Below are 17,268 nucleotides of genomic sequence, written 5' to 3'. Positions count from 1 at the left end.
CAATAGGTTTCATGGGAGGACCGAAGTTTGACTAAGCCGCTTCCCGCGGCCGGCCGATTGGAGAAGATCGGCTATGGGATCGGCGATCTCGCCTCGTCCTTCTACATCAACTTCTTCAACATCTACCTGCTCTACTTCTTCGTCGAGCTGGGCGGCGTTGGCCCTGCGGCAATGGGCCTGATGCTGCTGCTGACCAAGTTCTTCGACGCGGTGACCGATCCGGTGATGGGCGCGATCGGCGACCGCACGCGCAGCCGCTGGGGGCGCTACCGACCCTATCTGCTGTGGGGAGCGGTTCCCTTCGGCCTGTTCGGTGCGGCAATTTTCGCCGCGCCCGAGTTATCGAGCGATGCGATGCTGGTGTGGGCCTATGTCACGTACACGCTGACGATGGTGGCCTTCACCGCGACCAACGTTCCCTATTCGGCGCTGATGGGCGTGGTTTCGCCCAATGCCGACACGCGCTCATCCTTCGCCGCTTATCGCATGGTTTTCTCGGCCCTGGCGGTGGTGGCCGTGGCTGTCATCGCGACGACGCTGGTACGCGAACTGGGCGCGGGCGACGAGCGGCGCGGCATCATGCTGACCATGTTCGTCATTTCGGGCGCCGGGGCGCTGTCGTTGCTTATCGCCTTCTTCGCGAGCAAGGAACGCATCCCGCCCGTACCGTCGAACGGGCGCGTGCGCGACGATGTCAAGCTGCTGGTTCGCACGCCTGCCTGGATAGCGGTTGCGATCGCCGCCATGCTGACCCCCGTCGCACTCGCATCGCGAGCAAGCAGCGCCCTGTTCTGGTTTCGCTATGTAGCGGGCGATGACGGCACTCCGCTCTTCCTTTTCCTCGATCGAATCGGCCTGTTCTACACCGCCTTCGCACTAGGACAGCTGGTCGGGGTGATCTTTGCCGCGTCCATGGCGAGGCGCTTCGACAAGGCGCACTTGCTGATCCTTGCCGGGTCGATCGAGGTCGCAGCCATAGCCGTCTTCCACGTGATGCCGCTCGACGCGGTTTGGCCCCAGACCGCGGCGCAAGTCTTCGTCGGGGTCGGACTCGGCATGATGATGATGTTGGCCTATTCGATGTTCACCGACATCGCCGAATACCTGGAGTGGTCCACCGGTCGGCAAATGACCGGCCTGGCGGTTTCCGGCGCGGTCTTCGCGATCAAGACCGGTGTGGCGGTCGGTGCAGCGCTGCCGGGAATGCTGTTTGCACTGACCGGTTTCGAAGCAGGCGCTGCCCAGACCGAATCCGCAAAGCTTGGCATCGACCTGGCCTTCGCGATCGTTCCCGCTGCCATCATCATCCCCGCAGGGGCCGCGATGTTCTTCTACAAGCTCGATCGCAAGACGATTGCGCATTTCGAGGGCGAGCTGGCCGAGCGGCGCATGCAATCGGCGCCCACCCCCTTCCCTTCCGCGCCGGAGGCGCTATAGGGGCGCGCACCTGCTGGGGTGTAGCCAAGTGGTAAGGCACCGGTTTTTGGTACCGGCATTCGCAGGTTCGATCCCTGCCACCCCAGCCAACTTCCCGATATAACTCAAGATAGCGCAAGCGCCTCATGGCGCCACGGTCACGCCGCTCGCCGAAGCGCAGTGGTGCCCAATCGCACGGACGCTTCGACCGGTCCGCTGCTACGCCGCCCGGCTTTCCTCTCGACTGTGCAAAACGACGCGCGAAAACATCTTGCTCGTAGTGCTAATGATAATTAGTCGCATCACGCAACAGCCGCCCAATCTTGGCGATTCGCTATTCGAGGTTATTGATGCACGTACGCAGTTCGAAGGTACTCAAGGTCTCTTTCCTGGCGTCGGGCGCAGCCTTGGGGCTGACGGCAGCACCGGCGATGGCGCAAGCCGATGGCGGCTCGGCCGAGGCGGAAACGCCGCTCGCAAACGCAATTATCGTGACCGGGCGCGCGCAGCAGCTGTACCGCGTCGATGAAACCAGCTCGGGAAAGCTGGCGACGCCTCCGCTCGAATCGAGCCTGGTCGTCACCTCGATCACGCAGGAGTTGATCGAAGACCAGGGCGCCCGCGACGCGCAGGATCTCTATCGCAATATCTCCGGCGTCAGCTTTTTCAGCTATGCCGGCGTGACGGCACGCGGGTTCCGGCAGGAAGAAATCTTCTATGACGGATTGCGCGGCGATCCCTACGCCGGCTTTTCGGTGCCGCAGCTCTTCAACGTCGAGCGGGTCGAGTTCCTCAAGGGCCCGAGCGGCATGCTCTATGGTCCGGGCGCCCCCGGCGGTCTCTTCAATTACATCACAAAGAAACCCGATGCGGACGAGTTCACCGGCGAGATCAAGGCGATCCTCGGCACCGAGGATCGTGTGGGCGGTTCGGCAGAGATCAACGCACCACTGGGCGGAGGTTTCGCTGCACGCGGCGGCGTGTTCTACGAAGACCGCGGCCTGTTCCGCTTCAATGCCGGCTCGCGGACGCTGATCGTCGATGGCGGCGTCTCATTCGAGGAAGGACCGGCCCGGATCATCCTGCAGGCCACGCGGTACGATCAGGAGCTGGACGCCAACCGGTTGCGGGGTGTGCCGGTGGACGCCAATGGCGAGTTCCGCACCAGCCGCCGCTGGAATCACAACGAGCCGGGCGACTTCCTCAACCTGGAATCCGACGTCGTCCAGGGCCGGATCGAGGTCGATGTGACCCCCAATCTCAGCATCGATGTCACCGCGCGCTACAATGATGCGGTGGAAATGCAGAACTATCACGAGCCGCGCGGGCTGTTCGATTCCGACGGGGACGGACAAATCGATTCCTCGGTGCGCCAGTTTCGCGACCAGCTTCGTGCGCAGGAGACCTTTTCGCTGGGTGCCAATGCGGTCTGGTCCGCAGACCTGGGCGGCAACCTTGGCAACCGCGTACTGGTCGGCGCGGATTTCTTCGATGCCGAAAGCAACTTCACCGGTCGTGCGCTGCGCGGCACAACAAGCAATGTTGCGGGCTTGCCCAATCCGCTGAGCCTGTTCGATCCGCAATACGGCCGAACCGACCCGACCTCCTACGCACTCCCCGCCTTTCGTACATCGCTGTCCGACAGCGAACGGTTCGGTTTTTACCTGCTCGACGAATTGAGGATCGGCCGCCTGATCCTGACCGGCGGCGTCCGCTTCGATAGCTTCACCGACAATGCGAACGGAACGGTATTCGAAGACGAAGAAGTCACCTATCGCGCAGGAGCTGTCTATCGCGTTACCGACGAGATCTCCCTGTTCGCGCAGTATGCCGACAGTTTCGAACCCCAAGACGTTGACGACCAGGATCCGCTCGCCGGTGGTCCATTCGCGCCGACGACCGGCGACATCGTCGAGGGAGGGATCAAGACCGCGCTGATGGGCGGACGCATCCAGTCGAGCCTGTCGGCTTACCAAATCCGCCGACAGAATCTGTTGCAGACCGATCCGCGAGGCGATGTGGGCGGCGACGGCGTGGATGATCTTGTCGCTTTCGGCGAAGTCACAAGCAAGGGTGTCGAGGTCGATATCGCCGCCGACATCACGCCCAACTGGGTGGCCACGCTCGCCTACGGCTACAACGATACGCGGATTACCGAGAACAATGGCGGAGGCGGATTTTCTAACAGCGTGGGTGATCGCTTCGCCAACGCGCCCGAGCACCAGCTCGGATTCTGGACGCGCTATCAGTTCCCCGATCTCGGCCTGGCGGTCGCGTTTGGCGGGGATTATGTGTCGGATCGCGTCAGCCTCAGCGATCAACCGGTGAACGACTACTTCGTTTTCGATGCCTCGCTGATCTACGAAACCGGACCGATCCGCGCGATGGTCCGCGTCGATAATCTGTTCGATACCACATACGCTGCTTCCGGCTTTATCGAGCGAACCGGCCACTTCCCCGGCGAGCCCCGTTCGCTCTTCGTGGAGGTGGGATACAGGTTCTGATGGAACTGGCGCGGGATATCGAAAGGCAGCACAGACTGCATCGAAAAGCCGCGCCCAAGGCCGCCCGCACGTGGTGGGTGGTGCATCAGTGGGTCGGGCTGAAGCTCAGCCTGTTCATGGCCTTCATCCTGTTCACCGGGACGCTGGCCGTGCTGAGCGCGGAGATCGACTGGCTGCTCCAGCCCAGCCTGCGCGTCGCCCCCTCCAGCGTGGAAGGACCGGTGGCCTGGGCCGAAATCGCGCACAACGCAGCCGAATATCCAGGCGTCGCCAAGGCGAATGCGATTTTGGCGCCGACTGCCTCGGCCTTTGCTGCGAAGGTGACGGTCGAGAACGAGGCCGGCAACCTTTTCTTCCTCCATGCGCATCCATCGACCGGCGAGATCCTCGGGACCGGCCCATGGGTCGATGCGCAACGCGTGCTCAGGAACATGCACCGGCATCTCAACTTGCCAACCTGGCTGGGCGTGCCGATCGTCTCGTCGCTGGCGTTTCTCCTGCTGATCAGCCTCGTCACCTCCTTCGCCGTCTACAAGAAATGGTGGCGCGGCTTCACCAAGCCATTGCGGACGCGCGATGCCCGGACCTGGTGGGGCGATTTCCACCGGCTTGCCGGGGTCTGGTCGCTGTGGTTCGTTGCGCTGATCACGCTCACCAGCATCTGGTACTTCGTCGAGAGCCTGGGCGGCAACGCAGCGCCGCATCCCCGCGTCGATCGTGAAATTCCGACCGAGATCATTGCGAGGCCTGGCGATTTAGGACCGGCGGTGGATGCAGCGCTGGCCGCATATCCCGGTCTGCGCGTGGAAAACGTGCGTTTGCCGGGCGAAGATGGCGTGCTCGAACTCAATGGCGAGTATGAAGCGGTGCTGGTGCGGCCGCGCTCGAACGCCGTCTATGTCGATGCCAGAACTGCCGAAGTCCTGCTGACTACCGACGGGCGCGATCTCAATGTCCACCAGCGCATCTCCGAAATGGCCGATCCGCTGCATTTCGGAAACTTCGGCGGCTACTGGACCAAGATTCCATGGTTCCTGTTCGGGTTGGCGATGACCGGCCTCGCATTGTCGGGTGCGGCAATTTACTCTTTACGGATAGCCAAGGAACGCGGCGATGGGGTCTCTTTGCGCCAGAGCTTCCGCGGCATGTGGGTCGGGATGGAGCGATGGCGCTGGCTGTCGGGCGCTTTGATCGCCATCGGCTTCGCCTTTCTCGGAGTACTGATCGCAACGCGCTGAGCAACCCATCGCAGCCATTTGGCCCATCCGGTTTCCCGCTCGAGAAATCCGGCCGCGTTTCTCCAGGAGAGGTGATCTCACTGCGCCCCCAAAACTACCGGCAGCTTTGCACACTCGCCAACCCTATCGATGCCAAGTTCGCGGGGCGCAGCGGACAGTCCAACCTTGGAACACGCGGGATCTTGACCCACGCTGCCTGAACCCATATATTTATCATGCTAACTAATGGAGTGATTATGAGTAGCCAGCTGACTGTCATCGCGCGGATCAGGCCCCATGCAGACCATTTCGATGCTGCCCGCGCGGCGATCTGCAACATCATCGAGCGCACGCGGGCGGAGCCGGGGTGTATCGAGTTCCGGCTAAGCGAGAATACCGACACGGGATCCCTGCATCTCTATGAAGAGTGGCGCGACGAGGCTGCGCTCGAAACGCATCACGCTCAATCCTACACGCAGGACGTCTTCGAAGCCTACAGGCAATGGCTGGCCGAGGAGCCGGAAATCCTGCACCTGCGCCCGGTTCGCTAGCTGCATGTTCTTCTTGAAGGAACTGCCGAGTCGGCGAATGGTCGAGGGATATGCGGATCGCTTCGATGGTGTCGATCCCGCCAAGGTACTCGGCGCGCTCGAACTCATGCGCGCCGGTAGCCTCCTCATCCGCGAACTCGAGGCTTATTTCGCATCGCGTGGCCTCTCGCAACTGCGGTTTCTCACACTTATCCTTATCGATCGAGAACCCGATCGCACCTCTCTTACGGTGGGCGAGATTGCCGAAAGGCTGGACGTATCCCGCCCCGTGGTTACGCGCACGATGCAAGGCCTCGAGCAAGCGGGGTTGATCGCGATCTCCGCAAACGAGGACGACGCGAGGTCGAAAGAAGTCTCCCTGACCCGAACCGGCCAAAGCAAGCTCGGCGAAGTCCTGCCGGGCTACTTCGCAATCCTGCATCGCGCGATGTCGGCGGGCGAGGCGTGAAAATGCAGATCGTTCTCTTGCGCACCTTCCTTGTCTGGCTTGTGGTTTGGCCTCTTGTGACGGCGATGCTCGTGTTGCTTGGGCTACTGCCAGGCGACCTTTCGCTCGGCCTACAAACGCTGATTTTGACGGCGATACTCGTCCCGCTCATCGGCCTAATACTCGGCCCTGCAATGCAACGGCTTGCATCCCGCCTTCTGGGAAGCACCTCTTGAAAGGCAATTGTCTTCCGTTTCTGTCACACATCTTGGCGCCAGAGACGCAGTCGCATCCAAGCAATTGGGGCCGCGCCTATTCCGCGGGCTGACCCACCCATTCGGCCTGTCCGCCCTTGCGGTGACCGACCTTGCCGCTCGAGCGAATGACGGCTGTCACAAGTGCGACAACCAGCAGCATAGCGATGGTCGACACACCCAACCCGGCGTCGGACAGAACGGCCGATCCGTAGCGTAGCGCATATGCAAAGAGGGCCGAGAGGAGTGCCAGAGCCGTGAGCGCTTGCACCGCTTCCTTCGCGCGGCTCGATCCGGCCAAGCCCGAAAGGAAAACCAGCATGGCGAGACCCAGCCAGAATGCGGTGACCAATCCCGCACCCTCGAGGCCCAAAAAAGACAATCCCAATGTCACCGCGAGCATGGCCGGCGTTCCCCACACCACGCCCTGCCAGGCGCCCGCAAGCCGCGGCGCAGGACGGCCGTTGGCTACCCTCTTGGCGAAGTAAATGCTGAGCCCGCTCGCAATTATGACGCACAGCCCAAGACCGAACCCAAGATAGGCCAGCTTGACCGGCAGCCCGCCCCAGTTCCCGAAATGCACATTGTACACCGCGCCGGTGACCTGCTGCCCGATCGTCCCATCCGAGATACCGACGTTACCCTGATAATCACCCTCCGAGGTAAAGTTGTAGTAGTCGCCAAATATCAAGCGGTCGGAGTGTTCGGCGATGACCGAACTGTGCTGCCCCGCAGTGCCCGGATCGTGGAGTATGAAATAGGTCACGTCGAGTTCTGGGAACTCGCGCGCCATGAAGGCCAGCGGTTCAGCTATCGATGCTGTCCCGGCCTGGCCTTCGATCGGCTCGGGTTCGGCGCCGAACACCGGATCGAAGACCGCGCCGGTATCGCCGTCGAAGCCAACCGCGGCGATGGCAAGGGCAAGAACGCTTGCCAGTCCGAGGATCGAACCGGTCAGCGCATTGGAAAAATGGAATGGCAGCGTCCAGACACTTAGCCGATTATGCAGGTCGATCGTAGTCAGGCGCCCCGCCCCATGCCGAAAGGTGAAGGCATCGCGAAAGATGCGCGGGTGGGCCAAAAGCCCCGAAAACGAGAGCGCAATCAGCATAGCGCCGAGCGCGCCCACCACCGTCAGGCCGAGTGTCTGCGGAAGATGCAGATAGTAATGCAGGTCGAGCAGGAACTGCGTCCAGGGAAATTCTTCGGGACCGGCGATCGTCCCGTCGGGCGCGGCGAAGAACGCCTGCGTGTCCGTGGTAATGACTGTACGCGGCAGGTCTTCCTGCGGGAAGTTCACATAGAGATGGGTGGTCGGAACCTCCTCGCTTTCGAGCACCGACAATGCCGCTCGCTCGGCCGCCTCGGGCGCGATCGAGGCCATCTCCGGGACATTTGGCTGTTCCCACCGCTGCAACTCGTGGTTGAACACGGAGAGTGTGCCAGTGGCCGCTAGAATGTAGAGCAGAGCACCGAAAACTATCGCCAACAGTCGGTGCGCTTCGAGCGATTTCGCGACCCGCATGGCCGATCTCTTGATCCGTGCCATTTCAGCCTCCCGTTGATGTCACTCCGATGATCGCCGCAGATATGGCCATTGCGCCGAAGACCACGACCGCTCGGGCCACCATACTGCGCGAGTAACCGATGAAGGTGGTGAGTGCGGCCCAGAGGACCGGGAAAGCAAACATCGTTACCGTAAGGTTGGCCGTGTGCTCCGTTCCAGCGGACCGGCCGGCCATGAAAATGGCCGTCGCAACGGTAATCGAGGTGAGAAACCCCAACAAGACGATCGCCACCGCATTGGCCGTGATCGCAAGGTTCTTTCTTCCCGGTCGTTCGACCAGTTGTGCCACTATGCGCGGTTCGCGCGGTTCGATCCTGCGGCGCGGTTTGACCGGCGCCCGCACCGCGACGAGCAGCACCCCGGCGCTCGCGACCATGACAACCACGACGATCCCGAGCGCCGGCCCCTTGTCAACGCCGCTCGTGTTTCCCCACGCGACGACCGCGCCGAGCAAGAGGGTCCAACCGCTCAGAACCAGCGGCCAACTGCGTCGCCGGCTTCGCCATGACAGATAGAGAGCGACGACACCCGCAATTGCCAGGATAGTGCCCCCGATCTGCCAAGCCATCATCGCGACTGCCTTTAGAACCGGACACCGGCGCGCAGCTGTACCGTCCGGCCTTCACCGGGGAAACAGTCGCCGCGCGAAAGGCAGGTGCCGTAATATTCGGTGTCGAAGATGTTCCGGCCATTGAGGGTGAGTGAGTAACGATCGAAGCTGTAACCGATCAGGCCGTCGAAAACGGTGTAGCCGTCGGTTTCGATCAAAACCGGCGTAGGGGCAAAGCCATTGGCCGCGAGGAAAGCGGTGCCACTGCTTTCGTTGCCTCCGGCGAAGCGGACGCCTGCGCCCAGGGCAAGCCCCTTGAGCGAGCCGGACGACGGACGCCACGATGCCCAGGCCGAGCCTTGCACTTCGGGGACGCTCGGGAAACGCGCGCCATCGGGATCCTGCGTATCGATCACGCTGAAGGCGGCATCGATACTCAGATCGCCGATCGCCGTCTGCGCCTCGATTTCGAAACCGTCGATCTTGGCGACGCCCTCCTGCTGTGAGGGCGCATTAGGCAGCCCGGCCGGATTGGGCAGATTGGACTGCTCGATGTCGAAATAGGCTATCGTCACATAAGTGCGCGTTCCGGGTGGCTGGTACTTCAGTCCGACCTCGATCTGCTTGCCTTCCTGCGGCAGCAGCGGCTGGTTTGTAACCATGTCGTTGCCGACCACCGCCTGGAAGCTTTCCGCATAGCTGGCATAGGGATTGAGACCGATGGAAATCTTGTAGAGCGCGCCGAAGCTGAGGCTCGTCGCGCTGTCGTCCTGATTGGTGGTGCCGTTGCCGGTCTCCAGCTCGTCGAACCGGACGCCCGCGTTTAGCACGAGGTCGCCGAGTGTCATCTGGTTGTTGATGTAATAGCCGACGCTATCGATCTCGTTGATCGAGCTTCCGCGTACTGCATCGAACGCTGCCTCGGCCGGAATCTCCAAGCCATCGTAAATCGGATTGAGTAGGTTGAAGGTCGTCGGGAGGGCATAGAGGAAGGAGGCTTCAGTCAGCGTGTCGACCGACTGATAGTTGATGCCGGCCAGCACCTCGTGCTCGATCGGACCGGTATCGAAGCGCGCGCGGAGCCGACCGTCGACCGCAAACTGATCCGAGCCGGCCGGTGCATCGTACCAGCTGCGACCCGCTGCCGTGCCATCCGCCAGGACACGCGGATTGCCGCTGCCAAGGAACGACACCCAGGCCTGCCTGTAAGCGGCACTGTTGTCGCGATAGCGTGCGGTTGCTTCGAAACCGAGCGCATCGCTGAACCGATGCTGGAAAAACCCGGTGAGCGAGAAACTCTCGCTATCGTAACGGTTGAATGCGGGATCGCCGACATAGAGCGAAGCGTCGACTTCCTGGCCGATATTGCCGGAACAGATGTTCGGTTCCGATACCGTGACCTCCTCGCTGGCACAGGCAGTCACGGCAAGTGGCAGGAACTGGTGTGCCGTATCGCTCTCGCGATCGGTGTAGTTTGCAAGCAAGGTCGCGACGGTCCGCCCATCGTCATAGGTTATCGAAGGGGCCAAGATGAACGCATCGTCGTTGACGAAATCGACTTGCGTATCCGCATCGCGGAATAGCGTTACCAGTCGCGCGGTGAGCGTGCCGTCGCCAGACAGGTCTGCACCGATATCGGCCGAGACCTGCGTCCGGTCGAAGGTCCCGTATTCGACATAGAATTCGCTGCCGATCGCGTCGGGTCCGGCGCGTTTGCTGACAGTATTGAGGATACCGCCGGGCGAACCCTGCCCGTATAGGACAGATGCGGGGCCTTTCAGCACCTCTACCTGTTCGAGGGTGAAGATGTCGGAGCGGGCATTATTGTAGAACCCGAAGAGCACCTGGATATTGTCGAGATATTCGGGAACGTCGAGGCCGCGCACCCGCGGAAAATCGCCGCGCGTCGAAAAGCCGAACGTATCGCCCACCACGCCGGCGGTGTAATTCAACGTGTCATCCAGCGTCAGAGCGCCTCGCTCGCGCCAATCCTCGGCGCTGATAACCGAAACCGAACGAGCGGTTTCGATGATGGGGGTTTCGGATTTCGTTGCACCGAAGGTCGACACTTCGCCTGTCACGACGATGACGTCCTCATCCTCGTCGACGGCTACGGAGCTTGCCTCCTGGGCGCTTGCCGTGCCGGCGAACGCCGTCGAGAGAAGGAGAGATGCTGTGATGGTTCTGCGCATTGATTGACCCTGTTTCGAATTCGCCGGCGCTGTTGGCGATAATGCTTCTGCGAGTCAATCGCAATTAGGGGCTTTTGATCGAACGGCGTGAGTCGAGCCGGTGCTCGCCGGCCTTGCATGAGCGACCGAAGCCGTGGTGCTAGATGAAACACGGCTTTCGATCTCCGCGTCGGTTGAGCAGGTAGCGGGAGCCCGACCGTCCAACTCCTTGCCGCGTTGGTCGCCCGAGCCCCCGCCAACCGGTCAAACCACTCCGAACTTCCGGTTGCAGCGTGAAACCTGCTTGCTAGGCATGGCGTGGAGAGGAGAGCGTGCGTGCCCGAACAGGATCCCGAGTATACCCCCGTCATCGTCGGCGTCGGCCAGATCAACGATCGGCCCGAAGTGCCCGGCGATGGACTCGACCCCGTCGCCCTGATGGTCCAGGCACTGCGCCGCGCCGAAACCGATGCGGGCGGCGGACTGCTCGCCGATTGCGACTCGCTTGCAGTGGTCGCCCAACTTGCCTGGCCGCAGCTCAATCCGATCGACGGAAAGGTGGCCGAAGCGCTGGGCATCGATCCAATTCACCGGATGCAGACCGCCCTTCCCAATGGCGACAGCCCTATCCTGCTGTTGCACGAAGCCGCCAATCGTATCGGCAAGGGCGAAACGAAAATCTGCGCCATCACGGGCGGCGAGGCGCTTCGCACCGCCGGCCAGCTTGCCGCGCTCAAGAAGCGGGAAAATGGCGATAAGCCCAATGCACTACGCGATGCGACGCATCGTGTCCGCAAGGGACATGCGCAGAGCTACGGTCTGGTGGTGCCGACCGACGTCTATCCCTTGTACGAGAATGCCGGGCGCGCGGCTTATGGCCAAACTCTTGCCGAAGGGCAGGCGGAAAGCGGTGCGATCTGGGAAGGGATGAGCGAGGTTGCAGCCCACAGCGAGGGCGCATGGATTCGCAAGCCGATCAGCGCGGATGAAGTGATCACGCCTTCGTGCGGCAACCGCCTGATCGCTTTTCCCTATACCAAGTTTCAGGTAGCCAATTCCTCGGTCAACCAAGGCGCGGGCTTCATCGTTACCTCGCTGGCCGAAGCGCGGCGCAGGGGCATCCCCGAGGACAGATTGGTATGGCTTGGCCACGGCGCGGCCGCGCATGAGAGCGGCAACTTCCTCGCCCGCGACCGTTACGATGCCTCGCCCAGCCTCGCGACATCGATCGAGCGGACCATGAAACTCAATGCCGTGAATGCCGACGATCTCGCCCATGTCGAACTTTACAGCTGCTTTCCCTGCGTCCCCAAAATGGCACGCCGGGTCCTTCGCTGGCCACTCGACAAACCCGCCACGGTTTTCGGTGGCCTCACCTTCGGCGGCGGGCCCATCGGTAACTACATGAGCCATGCAGTTGTCGCGATGGTGCGGAACTTGCGCGGCACGAAGGACAAGGGTCTGCTGTTCGCCAATGGCGGCTATGCGACGCACAACCACACGATCCTCCTGTCCGGCGCACCGACCGATGCCACCTTCCCGCAGGATTTCGACTATCAGGCCGAAGCCGACGAGCGGCGCGGCGACGTCCCGCCACTGGACGAAGACTATACGGGGCCGGCGACGATCGAGAGCTACACCGTGCACTATCACCGCGATGGGTCGGCAAGGTCGGGCGTGATCGTCGCAAAGACGCCGGACGGATCGCGCACGCTTGCCAGCGTTCCCAGTGCGGATGCGGGCACCATCGCATTTCTGACGGACGGGAAACGCGAACCGGTCGGCGCTGGCGGCGTGATCCGCCGCGAGGGCGGAGAGCTGGCGATCTGGCACCGCGGCTGAGTTCAGAACCGGATAGCCCGGACCGTTTCCCCAGCTACTCGCTTCGCCTGCCCCGGCGGGCACCGGATCAGCCAATCCGCACGCACGAGTCCGCCCTGTACGCCGCTGTCCTGATTCCCGAGAGGGCGCAGGCCGTCCTCTTCCCAGCTGGCCCTGGCGAAAGTTTCGCGGTCGCCGGTCTCTGGCAGGTCCAATGCAAGCGGCATTGCGCGCCAATGATGCTCTCCGGCACCGCCCTGTAACAGGGCGAGCAGCGGCACGAGAAACAAACGCGCGGTCACCATCGCCGAGGTCGGGTTTCCCGGCAGGCCGAGCACGGTGCTCGGCCCCACCCGACCGAGCCAGACAGGTTTGCCCGGCTTGATCGCCACCTTGTCGAAAATGAGTTCCAGTCCGTGGGCGGCGAACATCGGCTTGGCGAAATCGCGCTCACCGACCGATGCGCCCCCGGTCACGACTATCAGATCAGCTGTGCCGAGCAATTCCCCTGCCCGTTTCTCCAGCGCGGGCAAATCGTCTTGCGCACGATGGCGGGCGACGACACTGCCGCCACCAGTCTGAACCAGTGCCGCGAGCGCAGGGCTGATGGTGTCGGGAATGGCATTGGGCTCGTACCGCGCGCGGCCCGGGTCTGTCAGTTCGTCGCCCGTAGCAAGTACTGCGACCCGGGGACGGCTACCTACCAGAACCCGTCCACTATCGCCGGCGGCAGCGGCAACCAGCGCCTTGGGCCCGAGCCGCGTCCCCTTTGCCAGCAGGACGTCGCCCTTGGCGAAATCGCTTCCCGCGATGCGGACATGTCGCGCGGGGCCATGGCCTTTGGCGAATCTCACGGTTTCGCCGTCACGCTGCGCGCATTCCTGCATGATGACGCGATCGGCGCCGTCGGGCAGCGGCGCCCCGGTAAATATCCGCACCGCCTCGCCCGGTGCCAACCGCGCCTCGTAAGCCTTGCCAGGACGCGCTTCTCCGGCGATCCACAGCGCGCGGCCCGGTTCCAGTCCCGCTTCGGTCACTGCATAGCCATCCATGGCCGACACTGTGAGCCGCGGAGACGCAAGCGCGGCGACGAGATCCTCGGCAAGGATACGCCCCGCCGCGTCTTCGAGCGCGACCATTTCGCTTCCCAGTGCAGCGACATGCTGCTTGAGCAACGCCATCGCCGCGTCGAAACAGATCATGCCCTCTGCCAATTACCGGAGCGTCCACCCTCCTTCGAGGTCACGCGGATCGTCCCGATCGTCATCGTCCTGTCGATTGCCTTGAGCATGTCGAATAACGTTAGGCAGGCGACCGAAACAGCGGTCAGCGCCTCCATTTCCACGCCGGTACGACCCTCGGTGCGGACTATGGCGGCAACCCGAAAACCGGGCAGTTCCTCATCGAGGCCGATCGAGACTTCGACCTTGGAGAGCGGCAAGGGATGGCACAGCGGGATCAGATCGGCGGTTCGCTTGCCGGCCATAACTCCGGCCAATTCCGCGGTTGCGACGACTGAACCCTTCGGCGTCTGCCCTGCCTTCACTGCCGCAAGCGTTTCGGACGCGCATCGCAATTCACCCTCAGCGCTCGCCCTGCGCCGGGTGACAGGTTTGTCGCCCACATCGACCATTCTCGCCCGGCCCTGTTCGTCGATGTGCGAAAGCTCGGCCACCTGCAGTTCCTTTTCCGAAATTCTGTAGTGTATCGCTTCCAGCATCATAGGCGCATCCTGTCGAGGACGTTAGGTGCGCCATGCCGAGGTATTTCTAACCGCGTCAGCCGTGGCTATGCAATCAGGGGCGTCGGCTGCGCTAACTCCTTGTGAAGCACCCGTGGCGGAATTTCCGGTACTGGCCGTCGTCGAAGTGGATCGACGAATTCGGCCAGCCGGAGGTCCGCGCGGCCGGATCTAGAGTCCCAGCGCCTTTTTTAGGGCATCACCCGAAAAGGGCTTTCTGAGAATCGAAACGGGCATCTGCTCCAGCTCTTCGGGGACATTGCCGCCTGTCGCCAGAACGATGTCGACGTCGGGGTTCTTCTGCAGGACCTCTTGCAGGAACTGAGTGGCTTTACCGTCCGGCAGCCCGAAATCGGAGACGACGACGTCGACTTGGGTACGTTTGATCCTTTCCCGTGCCATCTTGAGAGAATCGGCCTCCAAGACTTCGTAGCCGGCGCGCTCCAAGGGGCGGATCAAGGTCATGCGGATAAGCGGCTCATCCTCGACGACAAGGGCCCGGCCGATCCGGTCCCCGTCGGTGCCCTTACCATTGCCATTTTGGCGATCCCTAACCGCTTCGATCGTGTCCGCGGCCTCAGCTTCGCAGGCCATGTCCAACGTCGCCCGAATCTTCTGACTTAGCTGCTCCGTGGAATAGGGTTTGCTGATCAGCTCGATATCGTCATCGAGCTTCCCGCCATGGACGATCGCGTTCTTGGTATAGCCCGAGGTAAACAGAACCGCGAGGTTCGGCATTCGCTCCTTGGCCATGCGCGCCAACTCGGGAGAGCGTAATTTACCTGGCATGACGACGTCTGTGAACAGTAGGTCGATCGAAATTCCGCACTGGATGATGGCCAGCGCGCTATCGGCGCTCGATGCCTCGATTACGCGGTAACCGAGGTTGCCGAGCTGTTCGACCACGGTCGCGCGGACATCCTCATCGTCCTCCACGACCAGAATTACCTCGTCATTGCCCTGGGCAGTCACCAATCCGGATGCTGGGCGCTTGGACATTTCCTCCTTGTGCGTCCGCGGAAGATAGATGCGGACGGTCGTGCCCTCCCCTTCTTCGCTGTAGATTGCGATATGCCCGCCCGACTGCTTGACGAAACCGAAGACCATCGAAAGGCCCAATCCCGTGCCCTCGCCAGGTGCTTTCGTCGTGAAGAACGGCTCGAAGACCTTCGACAGGCTCTCCTCGGGGATGCCACGTCCCGTATCGGTTACCGCGATCATAACGTATTTTCCGACCGAGGCGTCGGGATTTGCGGCGACGTATTCTTCGTCCAGCGAGGCATTGCCAGCTTCCAGCGTCAGCTTGCCCCGGCCGTTCATCGCATCGCGCGCGTTGATCGCCAGGTTGAGCAGCACATTCTCCAGGAGCCGCGGGTCGGCCAGACAGTTCCACAGACCGGCGGAAACGATGGTCTCTATCTGCACGATTTCGCCCAGCGTGCGGCGCAGCATGTCGCCCATCCCGCGCAGGACGCGACCGGCATTGATCGGTTTGGGATTGAGCGGCTGCTGCCTGCCGAAGGCGAGCAATTGCGAGGCCAGCTTCGCCCCGCGCTCGACTCCGGAAATGGCATTGTTGATGCGCGCAGTATTGCGCCCATCGATGATCGGGTCCTGTTTGAGCAGCTCCAGATTGCCGCCGATTACCTGGAGCAGATTGTTGAAATCATGTGCCACTCCGCCGGTTAGCTGGCCAAGCGCCTCCATCTTCTGTGCCTGAACGAGCTGGACTTCGAGCTCTTCCCGCTCGGTCATTGCCTCGTCCACCCGGTTCCTCAATGCGGCGTTGAACGAAGTCAGAGCTTCCCTGGCTTGCAATTCTTCTTCGATGTTGTGTGCTTCGATGACAGTGCCCACGGGGGTCCCGTCGGAATCTATCACCGGCGAAGCTGTAAAGCCGACGTGATAGAAGCTGCCGTCTTTGTGGACGAAGACTTCCTCGCCCTGCGTCTTGTGGTTCTCGGGAAAGGCACGGTCGATGGGACATTCCTCGATCGGGAACGGCCGACCATCGGGATAGGTGTGGTGCAGCACATCGTGCAGCGGTTTGCCTCGGGTCTCCTCGAATGTGTATCCGGTCAGCTCTTCCGCGGCCTTGTTCATGAACGAGCAGTGCTGCCGCTCGTCCATCATGAACACTGCCATGGTGGTGTTATTGAGGATGGCATCGAGACGGCCGGATACTTCCTGGAGCTCCTTACGCACCTGGTTCTGCTCGGTGATGTCCTGGATCGCGGCATAGAAAACCGGAAGGTCGTCGCTCGAGATAAGTTGCAGGCGCACGCTGGCGTCGTAGGTCGATCCATCCTTCCGCTCGTGGACGGTCTCGAATTGCAGGTGCTCTTCGCGGCCGTCGAGCAGCGGCCGAACGAATTCGATGAATTGTTTCTTGGTGTAGTCGGGCTTCAGATCCCACGGGTGGAGGCGAGCCAGCTCTTTTTTAGAGTAACCGAGATTGTCCCGCGCGCCCTTGTTTACGAGAAGAAAGCGAAGGTCGTCGTGGCCGAAAATATAGATTTCCGCCGCGGCGCCCTCGACGATCTGGCCAAGGCGTTCCGCCGTCATCTCTCGAGTATCTGGCATCCTTCAAACCCCCTGATCCCGGCGGATCAGCCACATCCATCCAAAACACTAGGCGGGAACCGAGATTCCTACCGACAGACCCCAAGTACGCAACTCAACCCATTAAAAATGCGGCAATTCCCCGTTGGTTTCCAACCGGGACCGATATGGCAATGATGGTTGAGCGAATATCCTTACCAAATCGTTAACCAATTGCCCGCGAGCAGAGCACCGAGAAAAGGCGGACACCGGCACTCGGCAATCGTCAAGGGACCGCCCGGAGGCCGCGGTTCGACCCGTTCCCAGTGCGCCCACGGCATATCGGTCGTCAGCGATCGCAGTCGCTGCAGTCGATCGGCTTCCTAATCTACGGGAAGTTTTGGTAGCGGAGGAGGGACTTGAACCCCCGACACGCGGATTATGATTCCGCTGCTCTAACCACCTGAGCTACTCCGCCCCAAAGAGGCATGCCGGGGCAGACGCCCGC

The 17,268-nt window shown here is 61.9% G+C and carries 12 protein-coding genes, 2 tRNA genes and 1 pseudogene; 8 read left to right on the top strand and 7 right to left on the bottom strand.

Annotation, left to right across the window (positions count from 1 at the left end):
* Positions 1–27 precede the first annotated feature (27 nt).
* The 7 genes from ASS64_RS00585 to ASS64_RS00555 all read left to right on the top strand — a co-directional run bounded on the left by ASS64_RS00585 (position 28) and on the right by ASS64_RS00555 (position 6,351).
* Entirely contained in the window at positions 28–1,437 is a 1,410-nt protein-coding gene (locus ASS64_RS00585) for an MFS transporter (RefSeq protein WP_083508096.1), read from the top strand.
* 14 nt (positions 1,438–1,451) lie between these two features.
* A tRNA-Gln gene (locus ASS64_RS00580) sits at positions 1,452–1,526 on the top strand.
* A 240-nt stretch (positions 1,527–1,766) separates the two neighbouring features.
* Positions 1,767–3,920, top strand: coding sequence for a TonB-dependent siderophore receptor (locus ASS64_RS00575; RefSeq protein ID WP_083508095.1), 2,154 nt, complete (start codon positions 1,767–1,769; stop codon positions 3,918–3,920).
* Positions 3,920–5,158 carry a PepSY domain-containing protein gene (locus tag ASS64_RS00570; RefSeq protein ID WP_067688272.1) on the top strand — a complete coding sequence of 413 codons (1,239 nt, stop codon included), beginning with the start codon at positions 3,920–3,922 and terminating at the stop codon, positions 5,156–5,158. The genes ASS64_RS00575 and ASS64_RS00570 overlap by 1 nt, the downstream gene beginning before the upstream one ends.
* 236 nt (positions 5,159–5,394) lie before the next feature.
* Positions 5,395–5,688: a putative quinol monooxygenase gene (locus tag ASS64_RS00565; RefSeq protein ID WP_067688269.1), complete on the top strand. Its 294-nt coding sequence runs from the start codon at positions 5,395–5,397 to the stop codon at positions 5,686–5,688.
* Positions 5,689–5,692: 4 nt separating this feature from the next.
* Positions 5,693–6,136 carry a MarR family winged helix-turn-helix transcriptional regulator gene (locus ASS64_RS00560; RefSeq protein ID WP_067688266.1) on the top strand — a complete coding sequence of 148 codons (444 nt, stop codon included), beginning with the start codon at positions 5,693–5,695 and terminating at the stop codon, positions 6,134–6,136.
* A 2-nt stretch (positions 6,137–6,138) separates the two neighbouring features.
* Positions 6,139–6,351, top strand: a complete 213-nt coding sequence (locus ASS64_RS00555; RefSeq protein ID WP_157075039.1) for a hypothetical protein — start codon at positions 6,139–6,141, stop codon at positions 6,349–6,351.
* 76 nt (positions 6,352–6,427) lie between these two features.
* Here the strand turns inward: ASS64_RS00555 and ASS64_RS00550 are convergent, their stop codons facing one another.
* From ASS64_RS00550 to ASS64_RS00540, 3 genes are read right to left on the bottom strand one after another with little or no spacing between them, the layout of a single operon-like run.
* A complete protein-coding gene (locus ASS64_RS00550; protein WP_083508094.1) occupies positions 6,428–7,918 on the bottom strand; it encodes a PepSY domain-containing protein in 1,491 nt (496 codons plus the stop codon).
* Position 7,919: 1 nt separating this feature from the next.
* Entirely contained in the window at positions 7,920–8,507 is a 588-nt protein-coding gene (locus ASS64_RS00545; RefSeq protein WP_067688260.1) for a hypothetical protein, read from the bottom strand.
* An 11-nt stretch (positions 8,508–8,518) separates the two neighbouring features.
* Positions 8,519–10,678, bottom strand: a complete 2,160-nt coding sequence (locus ASS64_RS00540; protein WP_067688257.1) for a TonB-dependent siderophore receptor — start codon at positions 10,676–10,678, stop codon at positions 8,519–8,521.
* A gap of 417 nt (positions 10,679–11,095) precedes the next feature.
* Here ASS64_RS00540 and ASS64_RS00535 point away from each other — a divergent pair.
* Positions 11,096–12,409, top strand: a pseudogene (locus ASS64_RS00535) (acetyl-CoA acetyltransferase); the annotation flags it as partial.
* A gap of 92 nt (positions 12,410–12,501) precedes the next feature.
* Here ASS64_RS00535 and ASS64_RS00530 read toward each other — a convergent pair.
* The 4 genes from ASS64_RS00530 to ASS64_RS00515 form a co-directional block, all read right to left on the bottom strand.
* Complete coding sequence (locus tag ASS64_RS00530; RefSeq protein WP_067688251.1) at positions 12,502–13,680, bottom strand: molybdopterin molybdotransferase MoeA; 1,179 nt, start codon at positions 13,678–13,680, stop codon at positions 12,502–12,504.
* The gene (gene moaC, locus ASS64_RS00525) at positions 13,677–14,201 is read right to left on the bottom strand and encodes a cyclic pyranopterin monophosphate synthase MoaC (RefSeq protein WP_234002272.1); all 525 of its coding nucleotides are present in this window, start codon (positions 14,199–14,201) and stop codon (positions 13,677–13,679) included. Before moaC ends, ASS64_RS00530 begins: the two co-directional genes overlap by 4 nt.
* A 189-nt stretch (positions 14,202–14,390) precedes the next feature.
* Positions 14,391–16,802 carry a PAS domain S-box protein gene (locus tag ASS64_RS00520; RefSeq protein ID WP_067688249.1) on the bottom strand — a complete coding sequence of 804 codons (2,412 nt, stop codon included), beginning with the start codon at positions 16,800–16,802 and terminating at the stop codon, positions 14,391–14,393.
* Between the two features lie 359 nt (positions 16,803–17,161).
* Positions 17,162–17,238 (bottom strand) — tRNA-Met (locus ASS64_RS00515).
* Positions 17,239–17,268: the final 30 nt, after the last annotated feature.

It is taken from the genome of Erythrobacter sp. AP23 (assembly GCF_001542855.1).
In the GTDB taxonomy this organism is placed as follows: Bacteria; Pseudomonadota; Alphaproteobacteria; order Sphingomonadales; family Sphingomonadaceae; genus Qipengyuania.
The sequence above is the reverse complement of the archived record's forward strand: the minus strand, read 5'-3'. Positions and strand labels throughout refer to the sequence as shown.

Excerpts from the sequence above, each read along its gene's own strand:
- ASS64_RS00575 (WP_083508095.1), top strand. The coding sequence starts at position 1,767 with ATGCACGTACGCAGTTCGAAGGTACTCAAGGTCTCTTTCCTGGCGTCG.
- ASS64_RS00570 (WP_067688272.1), top strand. The coding sequence starts at position 3,920 with ATGGAACTGGCGCGGGATATCGAAAGGCAGCACAGACTGCATCGAAAA.
- ASS64_RS00565 (WP_067688269.1), top strand. The coding sequence starts at position 5,395 with ATGAGTAGCCAGCTGACTGTCATCGCGCGGATCAGGCCCCATGCAGAC.
- ASS64_RS00560 (WP_067688266.1), top strand. The coding sequence starts at position 5,693 with ATGTTCTTCTTGAAGGAACTGCCGAGTCGGCGAATGGTCGAGGGATAT.
- ASS64_RS00555 (WP_157075039.1), top strand. The coding sequence starts at position 6,139 with ATGCAGATCGTTCTCTTGCGCACCTTCCTTGTCTGGCTTGTGGTTTGG.
- ASS64_RS00550 (WP_083508094.1), bottom strand. The coding sequence starts at position 7,918 with ATGGCACGGATCAAGAGATCGGCCATGCGGGTCGCGAAATCGCTCGAA.
- ASS64_RS00545 (WP_067688260.1), bottom strand. The coding sequence starts at position 8,507 with ATGATGGCTTGGCAGATCGGGGGCACTATCCTGGCAATTGCGGGTGTC.
- ASS64_RS00540 (WP_067688257.1), bottom strand. The coding sequence starts at position 10,678 with ATGCGCAGAACCATCACAGCATCTCTCCTTCTCTCGACGGCGTTCGCC.
- ASS64_RS00530 (WP_067688251.1), bottom strand. The coding sequence starts at position 13,680 with ATGATCTGTTTCGACGCGGCGATGGCGTTGCTCAAGCAGCATGTCGCT.
- moaC (WP_234002272.1), bottom strand. The coding sequence starts at position 14,201 with ATGATGCTGGAAGCGATACACTACAGAATTTCGGAAAAGGAACTGCAG.
- ASS64_RS00520 (WP_067688249.1), bottom strand. The coding sequence starts at position 16,802 with ATGCCAGATACTCGAGAGATGACGGCGGAACGCCTTGGCCAGATCGTC.